The sequence below is a fragment of the Gemmatimonadaceae bacterium genome (genome assembly GCA_036273715.1).
Classification (GTDB): Bacteria; Gemmatimonadota; Gemmatimonadetes; order Gemmatimonadales; family Gemmatimonadaceae; genus JADGGM01.
Window position 1 is genome coordinate 174,053 of sequence record DASUHB010000033.1, and the last position, 14,898, is coordinate 188,950.

Annotated in this window: 12 protein-coding genes and 1 riboswitch; of the genes, 11 read left to right on the top strand and 1 reads right to left on the bottom strand. The window is 66.6% G+C overall.

What is annotated here, in order from left to right:
* The first annotated feature begins 4 nt into the window (after nucleotides 1–4).
* From ffh to VFW04_07455, 10 genes are all read left to right on the top strand, one after another.
* Nucleotides 5–1,327, top strand: coding sequence for a signal recognition particle protein (gene ffh / locus VFW04_07410; GenBank protein ID HEX5179140.1), 1,323 nt, complete (start codon nucleotides 5–7; stop codon nucleotides 1,325–1,327).
* A gap of 87 nt (nucleotides 1,328–1,414) precedes the next feature.
* Nucleotides 1,415–1,726 carry a 30S ribosomal protein S16 gene (gene rpsP, locus VFW04_07415; GenBank protein HEX5179141.1) on the top strand — a complete coding sequence of 104 codons (312 nt, stop codon included), beginning with the start codon at nucleotides 1,415–1,417 and terminating at the stop codon, nucleotides 1,724–1,726.
* 1 nt (nucleotide 1,727) lies between these two features.
* Complete coding sequence (gene rimM, locus VFW04_07420) at nucleotides 1,728–2,267, top strand: ribosome maturation factor RimM (protein ID HEX5179142.1); 540 nt, start codon at nucleotides 1,728–1,730, stop codon at nucleotides 2,265–2,267.
* The gene (trmD, locus tag VFW04_07425; GenBank protein HEX5179143.1) at nucleotides 2,264–2,971 is read left to right on the top strand and encodes a tRNA (guanosine(37)-N1)-methyltransferase TrmD; all 708 of its coding nucleotides are present in this window, start codon (nucleotides 2,264–2,266) and stop codon (nucleotides 2,969–2,971) included. Before rimM ends, trmD begins: the two co-directional genes overlap by 4 nt.
* A gap of 41 nt (nucleotides 2,972–3,012) precedes the next feature.
* Nucleotides 3,013–4,374, top strand: a complete 1,362-nt coding sequence (locus VFW04_07430; protein HEX5179144.1) for an NAD-dependent succinate-semialdehyde dehydrogenase — start codon at nucleotides 3,013–3,015, stop codon at nucleotides 4,372–4,374.
* A 219-nt stretch (nucleotides 4,375–4,593) separates the two neighbouring features.
* Nucleotides 4,594–4,685, top strand: a riboswitch (cyclic di-GMP riboswitch).
* A gap of 27 nt (nucleotides 4,686–4,712) precedes the next feature.
* Complete coding sequence (locus VFW04_07435; protein HEX5179145.1) at nucleotides 4,713–6,449, top strand: S8 family serine peptidase; 1,737 nt, start codon at nucleotides 4,713–4,715, stop codon at nucleotides 6,447–6,449.
* A 448-nt stretch (nucleotides 6,450–6,897) separates the two neighbouring features.
* A complete protein-coding gene (gene rplS / locus VFW04_07440) occupies nucleotides 6,898–7,266 on the top strand; it encodes a 50S ribosomal protein L19 (GenBank protein ID HEX5179146.1) in 369 nt (122 codons plus the stop codon).
* Between the two features lie 5 nt (nucleotides 7,267–7,271).
* Nucleotides 7,272–8,033 (top strand): ribonuclease HII, encoded by a 762-nt coding sequence (locus VFW04_07445; GenBank protein ID HEX5179147.1) that lies wholly within the window; start codon nucleotides 7,272–7,274, stop codon nucleotides 8,031–8,033.
* Nucleotides 8,030–8,866 (top strand): SDR family oxidoreductase, encoded by an 837-nt coding sequence (locus VFW04_07450; protein ID HEX5179148.1) that lies wholly within the window; start codon nucleotides 8,030–8,032, stop codon nucleotides 8,864–8,866. The genes VFW04_07445 and VFW04_07450 overlap by 4 nt, the downstream gene beginning before the upstream one ends.
* A 155-nt stretch (nucleotides 8,867–9,021) precedes the next feature.
* The gene (locus VFW04_07455) at nucleotides 9,022–9,666 is read left to right on the top strand and encodes an OmpA family protein (protein ID HEX5179149.1); all 645 of its coding nucleotides are present in this window, start codon (nucleotides 9,022–9,024) and stop codon (nucleotides 9,664–9,666) included.
* A gap of 77 nt (nucleotides 9,667–9,743) precedes the next feature.
* On the opposite strand, the gene VFW04_07460 is transcribed toward VFW04_07455, so the two are convergent.
* Nucleotides 9,744–10,757 (bottom strand): lysylphosphatidylglycerol synthase transmembrane domain-containing protein, encoded by a 1,014-nt coding sequence (locus tag VFW04_07460; protein ID HEX5179150.1) that lies wholly within the window; start codon nucleotides 10,755–10,757, stop codon nucleotides 9,744–9,746.
* Nucleotides 10,758–10,960: 203 nt separating this feature from the next.
* Between VFW04_07460 and VFW04_07465 the strand changes: the two genes are divergently transcribed.
* Nucleotides 10,961–14,638 (top strand): carboxypeptidase regulatory-like domain-containing protein, encoded by a 3,678-nt coding sequence (locus VFW04_07465; GenBank protein ID HEX5179151.1) that lies wholly within the window; start codon nucleotides 10,961–10,963, stop codon nucleotides 14,636–14,638.
* Nucleotides 14,639–14,898: the final 260 nt, after the last annotated feature.

Here is a 14,898-nt window from a genome sequence, read left to right on the forward strand (position 1 = left end):
GGCTATGTTTGACGAGCTAAGTGACAAGCTGGACGCCGTGTTCACGCGCCTGCGCGGCCGCGGCGTCCTGTCGGAAGCCGACATCAAGGAAGGTCTGCGCGAGATCCGCCGCGTCCTCCTCGAAGCCGACGTCAACTTCCAACTCACCCGCGAATTCCTCGAGCGCGTCGAGCAGAAAGCCGTCGGCGTCTCTGCCCTCCGCACTGTCTCGCCCGGACAGCAACTCGTCAAGATCGTCCACGACGAGCTGACCGCAATGTTGGGCGAACAGCGCGAAGGCCTCCGCATGAGCACCGTGCCGCCCACCGTCGTGCTCATGGTCGGGCTGCAAGGCTCCGGAAAAACGACCACCGCCGCCAAGCTCGCCCGCCGCCTCGCCGGCGAAGGCCGCCCAACCCGGTTGGTCGCCGCCGACGTTTATCGGCCGGCCGCCATCGACCAGCTCGAGACCCTGGCCGCGCAGATCGGTGCGCCTGTCACCGTCGACCGCTCGACCAACGACGTCGTCAAGATCGCCAAGAAAGGCGTCGACGACGCCCGCCGCGCGCGCGAACGCGTGGTCATCATCGACACCGCCGGCCGCCTGCAGATCGACGACGACATGATGCGCGAGCTGTCGCGCCTCAAAGATGCGCTGCACCCGGATGAGATTCTCCTCGTCGCCGACGGCATGACAGGTCAGGACGCCGTCCGCATCGCCAAAGGGTTCAATGACACGCTCGGTATCACCGGCGTCGTGCTCACGAAGATGGACGGCGACGCGCGCGGCGGCGCGGCACTGTCCATCTTCGGCGTCATCAAGAAGCCCATCAAATTCATCGGGCTCGGCGAAAAAACGGACGCGCTCGAGGACTTCTACCCCGACCGCATGGCCGGGCGCATCCTCCAGATGGGCGACATCGTTACCTTCGTCGAGAAGGCGCAGGAGTCCTTCGATGCCGAAGAAGCGAAGCGCCTCGAGAAGAAAGTGCGCCGGGAAGGCTTCGATCTCGAGGACTTTCTCGCCAGCATGAAGCAGATTCAGCGTCTCGGACCTCTGGAAGGGCTGCTCAAGCTGCTGCCGGGGGTCAACGCGAAAATGCTCAAGCAGGCAAAGCTCGATCCCAAGCGGCTCAAGCACGCCGAAGCGATCGTGCTCTCGATGACGAAAGCCGAGCGCAAGACACCCGGGATCATCAACGGCTCGCGGCGCGCGCGCATCGCCAAGGGCGCCGGCCGGCCGATCAGCGAAGTGAACCGCTTGCTGGACCAGTTCCGCGACATGCAGAAGGCGATGAAGCGGATGCAGAAGGAAGGCCGGCCGCCAGGCATGGCGTTCGGTCGTTAGGCGTTAGGCCCCGGGTGCGGTCCGGATCTGCCGGACACGCGATGAGCCCGGTGGAGTGATCACCCAAGTCTCGAAGGAGCAGGCACCATGGCCGTCAGGATTCGCCTCCGCCGCGTTGGGCGGAAAAAACAACCCGTGTACCGGATCGTCGTCACCGACTCGCGCAGCCCGCGCGACGGCCGCTTCATCGAGATGATCGGCAGCTACAACCCGCGCCAGAGCGAGTCGCCGCTGCAGCTGCAGACCGAGCGTGCCGACTACTGGTTAGGCGTAGGCGCCCTGCCCAGCGACACCGTGCGCTCGCTGCTGCGCAAGGCCGGCCTGCTCAAGGCGCGCCACGAAAAACGTGTCGCTGCCCGGCGCCAGGGCAGCGCCGTGCCGGTGCCCGAGACGGAGTGACGTGGGCGCGCCCGCTCCCGAGCTCCTCGTGGTCGGGCGGCTGCGCAAGGCACACGGCATTCGCGGGGCCCTGGTCGTCGAGCCCATGACCGACGCGCCGGACGCGGTGTTCGCGGCCGGCCGTCGGCTCGTCGTCGGCACGCCTAACGGAGATCCCGACCCCGCCGGCCGCACCCTCACCGTCCACACCGTGCGCCCCCAGCCGGACGGATCCCTCATCGTCCAGTTCGACGGCATCGCCGACCGCAGCGAAGCCGAGCGCTGGCGCGACCGCTACCTGCTCGCCGACGCCCGCGACCTCGAGCCGCCCGGCGCCGGCCAGGTCTACGTCCACGAGCTGCCCGGCATGCGCGTCGAGCTGCCGTCCGGCGAGTCGTTAGGCACCGTGGCCGGCGTCCTCGAGCTGCCCCAGGGCCTGGCCCTCGAGATCACCGACGGCGCGCGGAGCGCGCTGCTGCCGTTCCACGCCGAGTTCGTCCGCCACGTCGACCGCGCCGCGCGCCGCATCGTCGCCGTCCCGCCCACCGGATTGTTCGAATGACGCTCCAGGTCAACATCGTCACCATCTTTCCGGAGTTCTTCGCCGCACCGTTAGGCCTGAGCATCCCCGCCCGCGCCGCCGCCGCCGGTGCCGCCGCCTACCGCCTCATCGACCTCCGCGACTTCACCCACGATCGCCACCGCACCGTCGACGACTACCCCTTCGGCGGCGGACCCGGCATGGTCATGAAACCGGAGCCGTTCTTCGAGGCCGTCGAATCGCTCGACGCCACCGGACCCGTCGTCCTCGTCTCCGCCCGCGGCCGCGCCTTCACGCACGCCGATGCCGTACGCTACGCCGCCGGCGACACCCTCACGATCCTCTGCGGCCACTACAAGGACGTCGACCAACGCGTCGCCGACCATCTCGCCACCGAAGAAATCTCCATCGGCGACTACGTCCTGAGCGGCGGTGAGCCCGCCGCCCTCGTCATCGTCGATGCAACCGTCCGACTCCTCGAAGGCGCGATGTCGGACATGGACAGCGCACGCACCGACTCCCACTGGACCGGTGGCTTGAGCGCGCCAAGTTACACGCGACCCGCCATCTTTCGCGGCTTCGCCGTGCCCGACGTCCTCATGTCCGGCGACCATAAGCGCATTGAAGCGTGGCGCCGCCACGCAAGCGAACGCTTGACGCGCGACCGACTCGCCGGCAGCGAGACCGCCGGAACGCCTCATGCGGATGATCCGCCGCAGCCGTGAGACCCGCTCGCGACCTTTCGACGCACCACCACGCGCCCACCATGAAATCGATCAACCCTGCCACCGGACAAACGCTCGACGAGTTCGACGAGCTCACCGACGCCGAGCTCGATGCCTGTCTCGAGCGTGCCGCACGAGCCTTCGAGCACCACCGCCTGACCAGCTTCGCCGAACGAGCGCGCCGCATGACGCGCGCTGCCGAAATCCTCGAGAGCGAAAAGAATGACCTCGGCGCCGTCATGACGCTCGAGATGGGCAAACCGCTGCGCAGCGCGGCCGAGGAAGCCGCCAAGTGCGCGTGGGTCTGCCGCCACTATGCCGAGCACGCCCAGGCGCTGCTCGCCGACGAAGACGTGAAAACCGAGGCGTCACGCAGCTACATCGCCTGTCAACCGTTAGGCGCCGTGCTCGCGGTCATGCCGTGGAATTTTCCGTTCTGGCAGGTGTTCCGCTTTGCCGCGCCGGCGCTCATGGCCGGCAATGTCGCGGTGCTCAAACATGCCTCCAACGTGCCGCGCTGCGCGCTCGCCATCGCAGACGTGCTGCGCCGCGCCGGCTTCGACTGCGACGAATTCCAAACGCTGCTCATCGCGTCCTCGCGCGTCGGCGATGTCATCCGTGATCCGCGCATCGCCGCCGTCACGCTCACCGGCAGCGAGCAGGCGGGCAGTGAAGTCGCCAGCGTCGCCGGAAAGATGATCAAGAAGACGGTGCTCGAATTGGGCGGCAGCGATCCCTTCATCGTGATGCCGTCGGCCGATCTCGACAAAGCAGCGAAAGTCGCCGTCAAGGCGCGCATGGTGAACAACGGCGAATCCTGCATCGCGGCCAAGCGCTTCATCGTGCATCGGGACATCGCCGCCGAATTCGAGCACCGCTTCGTCGCCGGGATGCAAGCGCTCGTGATCGGCGACCCGATGGATCCCAAAACCGACGTCGGTCCGCTCGCGACGCCGAAAATCCGCGACGATGTCGCGATGCAAGTGGACCGGAGCGTCGCCGCCGGCGCACGCCTAGTCATGGGCGGCAAACGCATTGATGGGCCCGGCAATTACTATGCGCCCACCGTGCTGGCCGACATTCCGCGCGACGCGCCTGCGTATCGCGAAGAGGTGTTCGGCCCCGTCGCGTCGCTCTTTCGCGTCGAGAGCGCGCGCGACGCGATCACGCTCGCCAACGACACCACCTTCGGACTCGGCGCATCCGTCTGGACACGCGACTCCGCCGAGCGCGATGCATTCGTGCGCGACGTGCAAAGTGGAGCAGTGTTCGTGAATGCTCAGGTCGTTTCGGACCCGCGGCTGCCGTTCGGTGGCGTAAAACGTTCCGGCTACGGGCGCGAGTTATCGCGCGACGGCATTCGAGAATTCGTGAATGTGAAGACGATTTTAATCGCAGAGTGAACAAAATCCCCTGCGATGCGGCGCTGCTTGACTGACCACACAGTCAAGCAGCGTTTCATTTTGTGTGTGATCTAACGCGGGCTCACTCGCGCTCATACCTTGTGTGCCCACGTCGCTTCTTTGGACGTTGCCGCTGGATGACCTCGAACGTCTTCGGTTCGCACCGCACGCTCGCATTCATTCATCACAACTCGCACGGTTGCTAACGCCTCACCGGCGTAGTAACGAGGGCAAAGCCGCCGAAAGGCGGTGACGCAAAGCTACGAGGCTAAAGCGAGCTGACGCTCCGCCATGCCAGTCGAGCCGTCGCGCGGACAACCCAATACGGGAGTCCCACGATGAAACGTCTCCTCGCCGGCGCCCTGGTGGCCATGTCGCTTGCTGCATGCAGCGACGCCACGGGCCCGGAAGCATCCCCCGCATCCCCCCTCGCCAAGGCGCCTTCGACGCAGCCGGACGTCCGCGCCGATCACTACATCGTCGTCTACCGCGACAATGTCACTCGCACACCGACGGCTGCGAGCCGCATGATCACGAGCGGTCGCATAAGCGTCGAGCACACATACACTGCGGCGCTCAACGGCTTCGCGGCCAAGCTCGACTCGGGCCAGGTCGCTGCACTGCGCTCGGATCCCGATGTCGCCATCGTCGAGCCGGACATCATCGTGCACGCGTTTGGCACCGAGTCCAGTCCCGATTGGGGACTCGATCGCCTCGACCAGCGCTCGCTCCCGTTGAGCAATACGTATTCGTACGGCAGCACCGGTGCAGGCGTGAACGCGTACATCCTCGACACCGGCATTCGCTACTCGCACACGGATTTGGGCGGCCGCGCGCATTTCGCCTACGACGCGTTCGGCGGCAACGGCTCCGATTGCTTTGGTCACGGCACGCACGTCTCGGGCACGGTCGGCGGCATCAAGTACGGCGTGGCCAAGGATGTCACCCTCTGGTCGGTTCGCGTGCTGCAGTGTGATGGGAGCGCGCCGCTCTCCAACATCATTGCCGGCATCGATTGGGTGACGGCGCACCACAGGAGCCCGGCCGTCGCCAACATGAGCCTCGGCGCCACTCTGGCACCCGCGCTCGACTCGGCCGTGGCCAAGTCAATTGAATCCGGCGTCACGTACGTCGTCGCTGCCGGCAACTACACCGAGAATGCCTGCCAGATCTATCCGGCGAACCTGCCCACCGCGATCGATGTCGCGGCGTCCGACAATACGGATCACAGGTGGGCGTATTCGGACTACGGGTCGTGTGTGTCCCTGTTCGCGCCCGGTGTCAACATCACGTCCGATGACTATTTGAGCGACATCGCGACGGTAACGTGGTCGGGCACGTCGATGGCGTCGCCGCACGTGGCGGGAATCGCGGCGTTGTACCTGGGCGCGCACCCCACGGCGACGCCGGCGCAGGTGAAGCAGGCGATTCTGGCCAACGCGACGTCGGGACACATCCTCAACCTGAGCGGCTCGCCTAACTTGCTCGCCTACAGCGCGTTCGTCGGCGGCACGTCCTCGCCCACCGCCGCGCCGGCGCCGAGCTCGTCCTTCACCGCGGCATTCTCGGCGACGTGCGGCACCACCAACAGCTGCGGCTTCGACGCGAGCGCGTCGAGCCTGCCTAACGGAGCGTCGTCGTACAACTGGTGGTTCGGCGACGGCAAGGCCGCCGGGTCGACGAGCCCGACGATCACGCACCCCTACGCGAAGGCGGGCACCTATTCGGTGAAGCTCTTGATCGACGACAAGAGCGGCAACAAGACGACCATCACGAAGAGCATTACGGTCGGCGCCACCGCCCAGTCGTCGCCCACGACGACGTCGTCGACCTATGTGAAGCCCGTGATCGACGTCTCGTGCAGCACGGTGTATTGCGCCTTCAACGGCATCGATTCGAGCGTTCCGGACGGCGTGTCGTCGTACAGCTGGGCGTTCGGCGACGGCCGCACCGGCTCGGGTCTCAAACTGCAACACGAGTACTCGAAGTCCGGCACCTACACTGTGCAGCTCACCATCGTAGACAAGCTGGGCCACAAAGGCACCACGACCCGGTCGGTCACGGTTAAAGCCTAACGGTAGCCGCCGGCGGTGGAGCCCGGATCGAAAGAGGCGTCCCAAGGGACGCCTCTTTCCCGTTCCGGCCGTGGTCGACGCAGCATCGATGGGATGCCGCTCCTTCATGGCTTGCATCTACGTGCATGAAGACGCGGACACAGCAGGACACAACGGACAAAGCACTGACAAAAAATCAACGCCTTGGTGTTGCTCGTGTCGTATCCGTTGCGTCCTGCTTGGTCCGCGTCTTCATGAGCGTAGCACTTTGCCCGACCGGCCTGCCTCACGATCCACCTTCTATTGTTCGTTTATAAGTTCGTTCGATTTTTCCTCCCGGCCACGCTTCCGGGAAATGCCGGCGGAGCAGCCGTCGGTGCTGGTCGCGCTAGCGTCGAACTCGGGCATCGGTTAAGTTCATCAGTCTGTAGAAGCGACCCCCGGGCACGACCCCAGCCCCGAGCGATATATGCACGCGTTCATCGAAACCCAAAAAGAATTCATGCGCTCCGACATCCCCCCGTTTCGTCCTGGGGATACGCTGCGCGTTGCTGTTCGCGTGAAAGAAGGCGACAAGGAACGGCTGCAGGCCTTTGAAGGCATCTGCATTGCCCGCCGCGGGAGCGGCGTCAGCGAAACGTTCGTCATGCGCAAGGTCTCCAACGGCGTCGGCGTCGAGCGCATCTTCCCCGTGCACAGCCCGATGATCGGCACCGTCACCGTCGTCCGCCGTGGACGCGTGCGTCGCGCCAAGCTTTACTACCTGCGCAACGCAAGCGGCAAGCAAGGCCGCATCCGCGAGCGGAAGACGCACCTCGGGCAAGCCGCCGAGGAGTAACACCCATGGGCGGACGGCGCGGCGCGGACTCGCCTCGGCGCGCCGGCGTACACCGCCTACGCTGGACCACCATCGAACGGGACCTGCGCCGCCAAGGCGCGTCGTTGATTGCCGGCGTCGATGAAGTCGGGCGCGGCTGCCTCGCCGGCCCCGTGGTCGCCTGTGCCGTCATCATGCCGCCCGAGGCGCGCGCGCTGCCCGGCGTCGACGACTCCAAGATGCTCCCCGCGGCCCGACGCCGCATCCTCGCCGCCCGCATCGCCGAGCGCGCCGTGTCGTTTGCGTTAGGCGCCGCGTCGGTGCTCGAGATCGAGCGCTTCAACATCTACCACGCGTCCGCGCTCGCCATGCGCCGCGCCCTCCGCCGCCTCCGCGCCGCGCCCGACCGCATCCTCGTCGACGGCCGCCCGATTCGATCGTTAGGCATCGAGCACACCGCCATCGTCGACGGCGACGATAAGTGCTACAGCATCGCGTGCGCGTCGATCATCGCCAAGGTGACCCGCGACCGCTTGATGACGTACCTCGCAAAGCGCCACCCCGCCTATAGCTGGGAACGGAACTGCGGGTACGCCACGCCCATCCACATTCAAGCGCTCCGCGACACCGGCTCCAGCCGGCACCACCGCAAAGCGTTCGTCGACACCGCGCTCTACGGGCCCCCGCAGCTCGAGCTGTCGCTCGATGATGCAAACGTCCCGGACAGCGTTGCCACGCTCATCGCCGACACGTTTCAAACCCTGCCGCCCGAGCAACCCACCCTGTGACGACACCGCAGCCGCCGGTTCCGGTCTTCCGACCCGGGCTCTTCGACGGCCAAATCGCGCTCGTCACGGGTGGCGGCACCGGCATCGGATTCGGCGTTGCCCAACTGCTCGCCGAGCTCGGCGCGACGGTCGTGCTCGCCAGCCGCAACCAGGCGCATCTCGATCCCGCCGTCGAACAGCTGCGCTCCGTTGGGCGGAAGGCAGCGTCGTTGGTCCTCGATGTCCGCGATGCCGATGGCGTCAAAGCCGCCGTTCGCTCGGTCGCCGACGCGCACGGCCGAATCGATGTGCTCGTCAACAACGCGGCGGGAAATTTCTACGTCCCGTCGGAATCGATGAGCGCCAACGCCTGGCGCTCGGTGCTCGAAATCGACCTCTCCGGCACGTTCTTCTGCTCGCAAGCAGTGATGCCGGTAATGCGCGATCGGGGCGGCGGGCGCATCGTCAACATCTCCATGACGCTGCACTACCGCGGATGGCCGCTCATGGCGCACGCGACGGCGGCAAAAGCCGGGATCGACGCACTCACCCGCACGCTGGCGCTCGAATGGGCTCGCCACGGCATTCGTGTGAATGCCGTCGCGCCTGGACCGATCCCTACCGAGGGCGTGAAAAAAGCGTTCGCGGCGCTGCCCGGCCAACCACAGGACGTGTTTTCCGCCGAGCGCGCCATGGACGACTACGCGCGACGAGCGATTCCTCTCGCGCGCATGGGTTCACCGCGCGACATCGCGAACATGGTCGCCTTTCTTGCATCGCCGGCCGGCGACTGGATCACCGGCGCCATCATGGTGGTCGACGGCGGTGAATGGTTGCGGAAGAGTCCGAATTGAAGGATTCTCATGCTGGATGCAGCAATGTCGCCCTACGGAGCGAGTTTTTTTCGCCTGAGTGACTCACGTCACACGCGTTTTGCGGGGCACATTTTTAGCATGATCGCAACGTGTCCCAGTAGACCTCACTCGAGTGGAACAACCCGGAGCAACCCATGAAACACCAGCTCAAGACCATCGCGGTAGTTGCGCTTGTCGCACCAGTGATGGCTGCCTGTGCCTCCAAGGGCTTCGTCAGACAGAATCTGGCGTCAGGCCTCGCGGCGCAGAAGGCGTACACTGACTCGTCGGTCTCGAATGAGCGCACGGCGCGCATGGCCGCCGACAGCTCACTCTCCAATGACGTGGCCTCGTTGCGCAAGGATCTCGACAGCCTTCGCACCGAATTCGGCGCGAAGATCACCGCGCTCGAGAGCGGGCTCCAGTTCGCACTGCCTGTGCACTTCGCCTTCGACGACGCCACCGTTCGTGACGAAGATCACGACGCGCTCGATCGCTTCGCGAAGATCGCGCAGAAGTATTATCCCGGCTCGACCATCACGGTCGAAGGCTTTGCCGATCCGGCCGGCTCGCAGCGCTACAACGTGAAGCTCTCCGAGCGTCGCGCTGAGGCGGTCAAGGCGTATCTGGCGTCGCAGGGACTGACGGACCAGGTCAACACGGTCGGCTACGGCAAGACGCGCCTCGTGGTGCCGGGCGCCGAAAAGGATGCACCGGGAGCGGAGAAGAATCGCCGCGTCGTGTTCGTCATCGAGAGCAAGGGCGACTCGACCGCGACCACCGCGTCCACCATGCAGTGAGCTGACATAGCAAAACGAAAACTGGTGATGCGGGAACGGCGCGTCCTTCGGGGCGCGCCGTTCTTGCATCGCGACCACTACGTCGCGCTCCCTTCGGCGCCGTCCGCCGGCGCCCCCGCACCGGCCGCCTTTCGCTTCCGCGCCGAGAGCACCAGATCCGGCGCCAACGCCGCGCCTAACACAGTCACCGGACCGTTCTGCACGACTTGCAACAGCAACGCGACGCCCACAGCGGCATCCTTGGACAGCCCCATCGCCTGGGCAGTGGCCGCATACACGAATTGAAAGAAGCCGACGTTGCCTGGCGTCGCACGCGCCAGAAATCCGACGTTCACCAACAGCATCGCGGTGATGCTCCCGGCAATCGAAATGGGAAAGTGCGCCGCAACCGCCGTCAGATGATATGACGCGATCTGCGTCCCCCAGTTCACCAACGTGAGCACGAGCGCCGCCCCCATGCGCCGCAGCGTGACGATGTGCGCAAGACGCTCGATGAATCGCTCGAAGCCCGCACGCATCCGCGCGACCGTCCCCGTGATTTCTTGACCCGCCGGAGGCGGATGCGGCGCGTGCGCAAGCAACGCAATCAGCACGACGACGATCGCGCCGAGCACCCCGACGGCTTCGGGTCGCCACCGCGCAACGCTCTCCGGCAGCGGCAGCAGAAACGCCGCGCCGATGAGCACGAGCACGTAGCCGATGAAATCGAAAAGCCGTTCGAGCGCCAGCGCCGCCACCACGCCCGTCCCCGACGCCGCCGAGCTGCGCGTCACCAGCACCGCGCGCGCCGCTTCGCCGCTGTTCGCAATGAGCAGATTGTTGATCCCCGCGCCTGCCGCCGTCGCACGCATCGCCAGGCCCAACGACGGCGCGCCCACCGGCCTCAGGAATATCCACCACACCACTGCTTTGGCAGCCACCGTGGCGAGGTTCGCAAGCGCAGCCAGGAACAGCAGCCACGGCGACGCCGAGCGGATCGCGCGCCACGATGCATCCCAATGGACCGTTCGCGCGTAATACACGACGAGCGCCACCATGCCCAACGTCAGGGCACCGTGCAGCCATCGGTTCTTGCTCAGTCGACCGGCCATGACATCCGAGAACGCGTGAGGAAAGAGAGCGCTGAACGCTAGCAGAACATCGCCGCATTGTCATTCGTTTGCCGGCAGTTTGTCGACCCGCTCGGTCCACGTTTGGCCAGCTCCCACCCAACATCGCCGGATCGACCCGGGTACTAGATGTCGCTCACGGGACGTTCGACGCCGCCCCCCAACTGGATAGCTGACCCATCGTAATGATCCTCCACCCTGGGTGCACCAAGCGCTTGATTCGCCTGGCGTCGGCGGCGCTTGCCCTTGCCGCCGCCGGGATGTCCGTCCACGTGTCCGCCGCCGCACAGGTCGGAACGACCACCGACATCCTAACGGGAATGGTCACCGATCCCCTCGGGCACCCGATCGAGGGCGCCGATGTCGAGGCGATGTCGTTGGAAACGGAGATCTCGCGGCACGCGCACACCAACGACAAGGGACGATACACGATCGTCTTCCCGGATGGCGGCGGCCAGTATCGCGTCACGGTCCGCTTCATTGGCATGGCGCCGTCGGTCGTTTCGGTCGCGCGCCAGGCAGACGAAGATCGACTGGTGAGCGACATCCACATGTCGCCGACGGCCCAGCGTCTGGCCACCGTCACAGTGAACGCCCGGCGCAACAATCGCCGCGGAAACCAGCGCACGCCGGGATCCACCGAACGCGACATCACGTCCGAAATGGCCGCACGTCTGCCGGTGGACGCAAGCGACCTCAACGCGCTGGCGACGCTCGCGCCCGGCGTCGTCGGTCTCGATGGCACGGACTCCACCGATGCAGCGTTCTCCGTTGCCGGTCTTCGCCCAACGGCAAACTCCCTGACGCTCGACGGCCTCAGCTTTGGTTCGGGCAATGGCGCCGTGCCGCAGGATGCCGTCCGCTCGACGCAGGTCATAACCAGCACCTACAATGTTGCGCGCGGAGAGTTTAGCGGCGGCCTCGTAGCGTCCACGACGCGCGGTGGGACCAACGTCCCCGAGGGCTCCTTCACCTACACCCTGCGCGATCAGGCCCTCGCGTGGGGCGCGGGTGATTCATCGCTCTCGGCCGCCTACACGCAGAACCAGCTCGGCGGCGGCTTCGGCGGCCCGATCGTGAAGGACAAGCTGTTCGTGTTCGGCGCGGTGCAGGGCCGGTGGCGCGACAACTCGCTGGCGTCGCTGCTCAACGTGAACCCCGCCGTGCTGCAGCGGTTAGGCGTGAACGCCGATTCGCTCGACCGCTTCCTCTCGCTCGTCGGCGCGGCGGGCGTTCGGCCCGATCTCCCCGACATCCCGCCCACGCGCAGCGCCGGCAATACGTTAGGCCTGGTGCGCGCCGACTGGCTCATCTCGGACAACCAGACGCTCATGATTCGCGGCGACTGGCGCGACATCACGCAGAATCCCACGCGCGTGAGCCAGTTCGCGCTGCCGCAAACCGGCGGTGTGTCGGACGAAACCGGTGGCGGAGTGATGGGCGTGCTCACGTCGTACTTCGGCGGCAGCTTCATCAACGAGCTGCGCGCATACTGGTCGCGCGACCATCGCGCTGCCGATCCGTTCATGGACCTGCCGGACGGCCGGGTGCAGGTCGCCTCGCAGCTGGCCGACAGTCTCAACGGAATCTCGGCCCTCGCGTTCGGCGGCAGCATTGGACTGCCCCAGCGCACGAACAACACGAGCTTCGAGTCCACGGAAGAATTGTCGTGGCTCCCGGGGAGCGGCACGCACCGCATCAAGGCGGGACTCTACTACGACCGCACGCGCTACGACCAGGATGTCACGACCAACGAGTTCGGCACCTACTTCTATTCGTCGCTGCAGCAGCTGGCCGACAACCAGCCGGCGGAATTCACACGCACGCTTGCGCCTAACGTGCGGGCCGGCGCCAGCGAGAACGCGGCGTTCTACCTGGGAGACATCTGGCGCATTGGCCGCGTGCTCCAGCTCACGTACGGCGCGCGCATGGAAGGCGCCACGGAGTCCGGCGCCCCGGCATTCAACCCCCTCGTCGATTCGCTGTTCGGCCGCCGCACCGACCGGTTCCCCACCGAGTTGAGCGTCAGCCCGCGACTCGGCTTCACGGCGCTGTTAGGCGGCGCGGGAGGCTTCGCCTCGACCATCATCCGCGGCGGCGTCGGCGAATTCCGCAGCCCGACGCCGACCGGCCTCTTCGCCGCGGCGCAGGGCGCCACCGGCCTCCCGGGCACCGAATCCCAGCTCGTGTGCATCGGCGAGCAGGTGCCGGTCCCCGACTGGACATCGTTCGCGCTCGACCCCTCGACGATTCCGACCCAGTGCGTCGGTGGCGCCGGCACGACGTTCAATCAGCTGCAGCCCAACGTCGTCGTGTTCGACCCGAATTTCACGTCGCCGCGCGCCTGGCGCGCGTCGTTAGGCGTGCAGCGCCGCGTCTTCGACCGGATCGGCCTCAATGTCGATGCCAATTGGACGCGCGGCGTCAGCCAGTACGGCTTCTCCGATCTGAATCTCGACACGCTGCCAAAGTTTCGCCTGGCCGACGAGGGCAACCGGCCGGTGTACGTGTCGCCCGCCGACATCGACCCGGTGAGCGGCGTCGTGAACAGCGCCGCCTCGCGGCTCCATCCCGAGCTGGGGGACGTCATTCAGGTGCAGTCGAATCTCGCCTCCGAGTCGGGGCAGGTGACCTTTGGCCTCAACGGATTCACGGACGCCGGCGCGGTGTATTCGATTTCGTACACGTTCACCAAAGCGCGCGACCAATCGTCGTTCTCCTGCTGCTCGGCCACCGCGGGCTTTGGTTCACCGACCACCGCCGGCAATCCGAATCGGCCGGAATGGTCCAACAGCAACTTTCAGCGCGAGCACTCGTTCATCGGCACGTTCACGGTGCCCGTCAATCCCGCCATCGAGATCACGAGCATCGCGCGGCTCTCGTCCGGCGCGCCGTTCACGCCGCTCGTCGCGTCCGACATCAACGGCGACGGCGCGCGCAACGACCGCGCGTTCATCTTCGATCCGGCCGCCACGGCCGACACCGCGGTCGCCAACGCGATGCGGCGCGTGCTGGCCTCTGCCTCGCCGTCCGTTCGCGACTGCCTGCTCGAGCAACTCGGCGCGGTGGCCGCGCGCAACAGCTGCCAGGGCCCGTGGCAGCCGGCGTTCGACTTGCAGCTCAACATCCGGCCCAACATCCTCGGCCTCGATCGCCGCCTAACGCTCTCGATCGTGACGACGAACCTGATCTCGGGCATCGACGAGCTGCTGCACGGCGCCAACGGCGCGCACGGATGGGGCGCGGTCCGCCTGCCCGATCCGACGCTCCTCTTCGTGCGCGGGTTCGACCAGTCGACGAACAGCTTCGTCTACTCGGTCAACGAGCGCTTCGGCTCCACGGCGGCGTCGGCCGCTGCCTTCCGCGTGCCGTTCCAGATCGGATTCCAGGGACACTTTGCGTTAGGCCCGGACCGCATGCGCGACCGGCTGCGCGCAGCGTTCGGCGGCGGGCGCGGCGGGCGCGGCGGTGGCAACCAGCCGCAGACCGGGCCCGGCACCGCGTCGGACTTCGCATCGCGCATGGGACGCGGGTTCACCAACCCGGTGGCCGGCATCATCTCGCTCGAGGATTCGCTGCACCTCACCGCCGACCAGGTCGCGAAGCTCACGCCGATCGCGGCGGCGCTCGAGGCGAAGAACGACAGCGTCCAGGCGGCGATACGGAAGCGGATCGATGATGCCGGCAGCAACGCCGACCCGCGCGCGCTGGTGCTGTCGCTCCGGCCGCGTCTCGCCGAAGCGCGTGACGCGCGCCAGCACGCACTCGACGCCGCCAAAAAGGTCCTGACACCAGCGCAATGGAATAGTCTGCCGGACGAGCTCAAGTCCACGGGCCGCGGCGCACCGGCGCGTCGGCCCTGATCCCGGCGCATCGACGCGCCCCAGCGGCCTCAGGCGCCCCCTGGAGCCAAACCGCCGCCGCTGCCTAACGGAAATGCCCCCGGACCGTGGCCGCGGCACGCCTGAGCGATGTCCGACGTGCAGCGCCGCGTGTGGTACGGTGAATGCGACGCGATCCCGTGCGCGAAGTCGGCGGGTCCGGATCGATATCGCCAATAGCTCGCCCGCCGGCGTTCGCGCGCCACCCGCATTCCGTCGCACGCGTACCCCCCCACGCATCG

Bases quoted from the DNA above. Each gene is read 5' to 3' on its own strand.
- ffh (HEX5179140.1), top strand. From the start codon at position 5: ATGTTTGACGAGCTAAGTGACAAGCTGGACGCCGTGTTCACGCGCCTG.
- rplS (HEX5179146.1), top strand. From the start codon at position 6,898: ATGCACGCGTTCATCGAAACCCAAAAAGAATTCATGCGCTCCGACATC.
- rpsP (HEX5179141.1), top strand. From the start codon at position 1,415: ATGGCCGTCAGGATTCGCCTCCGCCGCGTTGGGCGGAAAAAACAACCC.
- VFW04_07435 (HEX5179145.1), top strand. From the start codon at position 4,713: ATGAAACGTCTCCTCGCCGGCGCCCTGGTGGCCATGTCGCTTGCTGCA.
- VFW04_07455 (HEX5179149.1), top strand. From the start codon at position 9,022: ATGAAACACCAGCTCAAGACCATCGCGGTAGTTGCGCTTGTCGCACCA.
- VFW04_07465 (HEX5179151.1), top strand. From the start codon at position 10,961: ATGATCCTCCACCCTGGGTGCACCAAGCGCTTGATTCGCCTGGCGTCG.
- VFW04_07460 (HEX5179150.1), bottom strand. From the start codon at position 10,757: ATGGCCGGTCGACTGAGCAAGAACCGATGGCTGCACGGTGCCCTGACG.
- trmD (HEX5179143.1), top strand. From the start codon at position 2,264: ATGACGCTCCAGGTCAACATCGTCACCATCTTTCCGGAGTTCTTCGCC.
- VFW04_07445 (HEX5179147.1), top strand. From the start codon at position 7,272: ATGGGCGGACGGCGCGGCGCGGACTCGCCTCGGCGCGCCGGCGTACAC.
- VFW04_07430 (HEX5179144.1), top strand. From the start codon at position 3,013: ATGAAATCGATCAACCCTGCCACCGGACAAACGCTCGACGAGTTCGAC.